The following is a 2,619-nucleotide window of genomic DNA, read 5'->3' as shown; positions in this document are numbered from 1 at the left end:
GCGGGGCCGGAGCCCTCCGGACCGCCCGCCGCCACCGCACCGACGGAGGAGACCGCCGCGAGCACGCGGAATTCCGACCGGACGACGTCGGGCACGGCGGCCCCCTCGTCGGAGCCCCGGCCGGAACTGTCCGCCCCGGCCGACCCGGTGCAGGCCGTCGTCGAGTACTACGCCCTGCTGCCCGCCGACACCGACGCCGCATGGCAACGGCTCGGCCCCACCCTCCGGCAGACCGGCCGGGAGAGCTACGAGGAGTTCTGGTCGGGCGTCGACTCGGTCGAGATCGTGGCCCCCCCGGAACTCGTGCGCGACGGTGTCGTGCGGGTCGAGCTCGAATTCTCCCTCCCGGACCGGAAGCCGTCCCGGGAGGTGTACCGCCTGTACATGACCACCCGCGACGGGCACGCGCTGATCGACGACGATGAACGGGTCGGCTCGGGCTAGGTCCGACCGCCGACCGACCGCCGACCCGGAGGGACGGCGGTCAGGCGTGCCGCCCCTCCTCCCCGACGAGTCCGGCGTCCGGCACCGGCGCGTGCCCGTCGTCCCCGCCCAGGCAGTACACGGTGTAGGCGGCGCGGATGACCGGTTGTGCCACGTTGCGGACCCGGACACCGCCCGGCGTGAGGCCGTGTTCGGACCCGTTGTGCGCGTGCCCGTGTAGCGCGAGGTCGGTGCCGGTGGCGTCCACCGCTTCGCCGAGCTGGTAGGCACCGAGGAAGGGGTGGATCTCCGGTGGTTCCCCGTGCAGGGTTTCCGGCACGGGCGCGTAATGGGTCAGCGCCACCCGCACGTCGCAGTCGAGTGCGCCCAGCGCGGCGCGGAGCCGGTCGGCGATGTCGCGGGTGTGGCCGACGAAGGCCTTCATCTCCGGTTCCCCGAACGCGGTGGCGCAGCGGCCCTCGAAGCCGCCGCCGAACCCCTTCACCCCGGCCACCCCAAGCCGGGTGCCGTCCACGGTGAGCACCGTGCCGTCACCCTCCAGCACGCGCATCCCGCCCTCCTCCTCCAGCACCGAGACCACGCCGGGCACGGCGTCGTCGTGATGGTCGTGGTTGCCCAGCACTGCCAGGACGGGCACATCCAGTCCGGCGAACTCCCGGGCCACGATCCGGGCCTCGTCGGGCGTGCCGTGCCGGGTGAGGTCGCCGGCCAGCAGCAGCACGTCGGCACGCTCAGGCAGGTGCGCGAGCGCGGGCCGTAACCGTCCCCGCGCGTCCCGGCCGAGATGCACGTCGCCGACCGCCGCGATGCGGATCATCGCAGCACCTCGGGTTCACCGGGTTGGCCCACCTCCACCACCCGGACGTCGTTGTGCACGGTCAGGGCAGGGTCGAGTTCGTGCAGCACGGTGTCGAGGTGAACCCGGCACCGGGCCGACGACACCGACCCGCTGAGCCAGGCCTCCGCGCCGCGCACACGCACCTGGATGCCGAGTTCGGCGGTGCGGTGGTCCTCGGCCAGCGCCCGGCGCAGCCGTGCGGCCCGGTACTCGGGGGCCTCCGGACGGTGCGGACCGGCGGGGCGTCCGTCGTCGTCGGGGTGGGTCATGGAATCCTCCTCTCCCCGCGGCCGACCCCCGGAGCTGCCATCGGTACGGGCGCGACGTCGTCCGCGGCGACGATGTCGAGGTCGACGAGCAGCACCAGGAACGCCCGCGCGTACGGGGACGGTTCGGTCTCGCTCGCCACTCTGCGCCAGTCCACCTGCTCTCGCACCGCACGGGCGATCGGCAGAAGACCGGTGAAGTCGCACCGGTGCTCGCAGAGCACGAGCAGCTTGTCCACCAGGAGCTCGGTGGCGGGCAGCACAGGTGCCACGGTGGCGCCCACGCGCCTCTCCCCGGCACGGTCGAGCAACTCCGGGGTGACCGGCCTGCCGTTCGGCCGGAAGATCACGTCGACGAGGAAGTCCCCGTCGTAGACCTTGGTCAGCCAGTCCTCGGGCGGGTCGACCGGGCGCATGCCCACCGCGCTGAGAGCCTTGCGCGCCACGGGTGCGTCCTGTTCGGTCACGTACACGTCCAGATCGTGATCGCCGACCGGGCCACCGTGCGCGAATACCGCACACCCTCCCGCGAGCGCGAATCGCACACCCTCGGACCGCAGGGTGTTGGACACTCGAACGGTGGTTCGCAGTAGCTGATCTCGGTCGACCGGCACATCGGCCGGTTACCCGGATCCGTTCGAGGGTATGCGGCTGCCCGGAGGTGAGAGATTATGTCCCAGCCCGATCCGATCCGGATGCAGAAGTACCTCTCCGGGGTGGACTACCCGGCCGGCCGTGACGATCTGGTGCGGCACGCACAGGACGAGGGCGCCGACGACGAGGTGCTGGATCACCTGCGCACCATCCCGGACCGCACCTACGACGGCCCGAACGCGGTCAGCGCGGAGTTCTCGAAGAGCTGACCGCTGACCGGTCGCGGGCACGGTCCCCGCCGCGGCACCTGCTCCCGCCGGGTTCCCGGCCCGGCCGACCCGAGGGGATGGCCCGATGACCGATACGGTCCTGGATCCCGACGCCCCGGCGACCGCGGACACGCGGTCGCTGACGATCCGCAGCCCCGTGGACGGCGACGTCGTCGGCACCGTGCCGACCGCGAGCCGTGCGCGGGTC

4 protein-coding genes and 1 pseudogene are annotated in these 2,619 nt (G+C 72.8%); 2 read left to right on the top strand and 3 right to left on the bottom strand.

Translation table 11 applies throughout. The features are described 5' to 3' along the window. Positions 1–444 (top strand): annotated as a pseudogene (locus SACHA_RS25030) (serine/threonine-protein kinase); the annotation flags it as partial. 40 nt (positions 445–484) lie between these two features. On the opposite strand, the gene SACHA_RS0106860 reads toward SACHA_RS25030, so the two are convergent. From SACHA_RS0106860 to SACHA_RS0106850, 3 genes are read right to left on the bottom strand one after another with little or no spacing between them, the layout of a single operon-like run. Beyond that, entirely contained in the window at positions 485–1,261 is a 777-nt protein-coding gene (locus tag SACHA_RS0106860) for a metallophosphoesterase family protein (RefSeq protein ID WP_019808251.1), read from the bottom strand. Then, entirely contained in the window at positions 1,258–1,551 is a 294-nt protein-coding gene (locus SACHA_RS0106855; RefSeq protein ID WP_019808249.1) for a hypothetical protein, read from the bottom strand. Before SACHA_RS0106855 ends, SACHA_RS0106860 begins: the two co-directional genes overlap by 4 nt. Next, entirely contained in the window at positions 1,548–2,120 is a 573-nt protein-coding gene (locus SACHA_RS0106850) for a hypothetical protein (RefSeq protein ID WP_019808247.1), read from the bottom strand. Before SACHA_RS0106850 ends, SACHA_RS0106855 begins: the two co-directional genes overlap by 4 nt. 99 nt (positions 2,121–2,219) lie before the next feature. Between SACHA_RS0106850 and SACHA_RS0106845 the strand changes: the two genes are divergently transcribed. Next, complete coding sequence (locus SACHA_RS0106845; RefSeq protein WP_019808245.1) at positions 2,220–2,411, top strand: DUF2795 domain-containing protein; 192 nt, start codon at positions 2,220–2,222, stop codon at positions 2,409–2,411. The last annotated feature ends 208 nt before the right edge of the window (positions 2,412–2,619 follow it).

This window comes from Saccharomonospora halophila 8, from assembly GCF_000383775.1.
Taxonomy (GTDB): domain Bacteria; phylum Actinomycetota; class Actinomycetes; order Mycobacteriales; family Pseudonocardiaceae; genus Saccharomonospora; species Saccharomonospora halophila.
The sequence above is the reverse complement of the archived record's forward strand: the minus strand, read 5'-3'. Positions and strand labels throughout refer to the sequence as shown.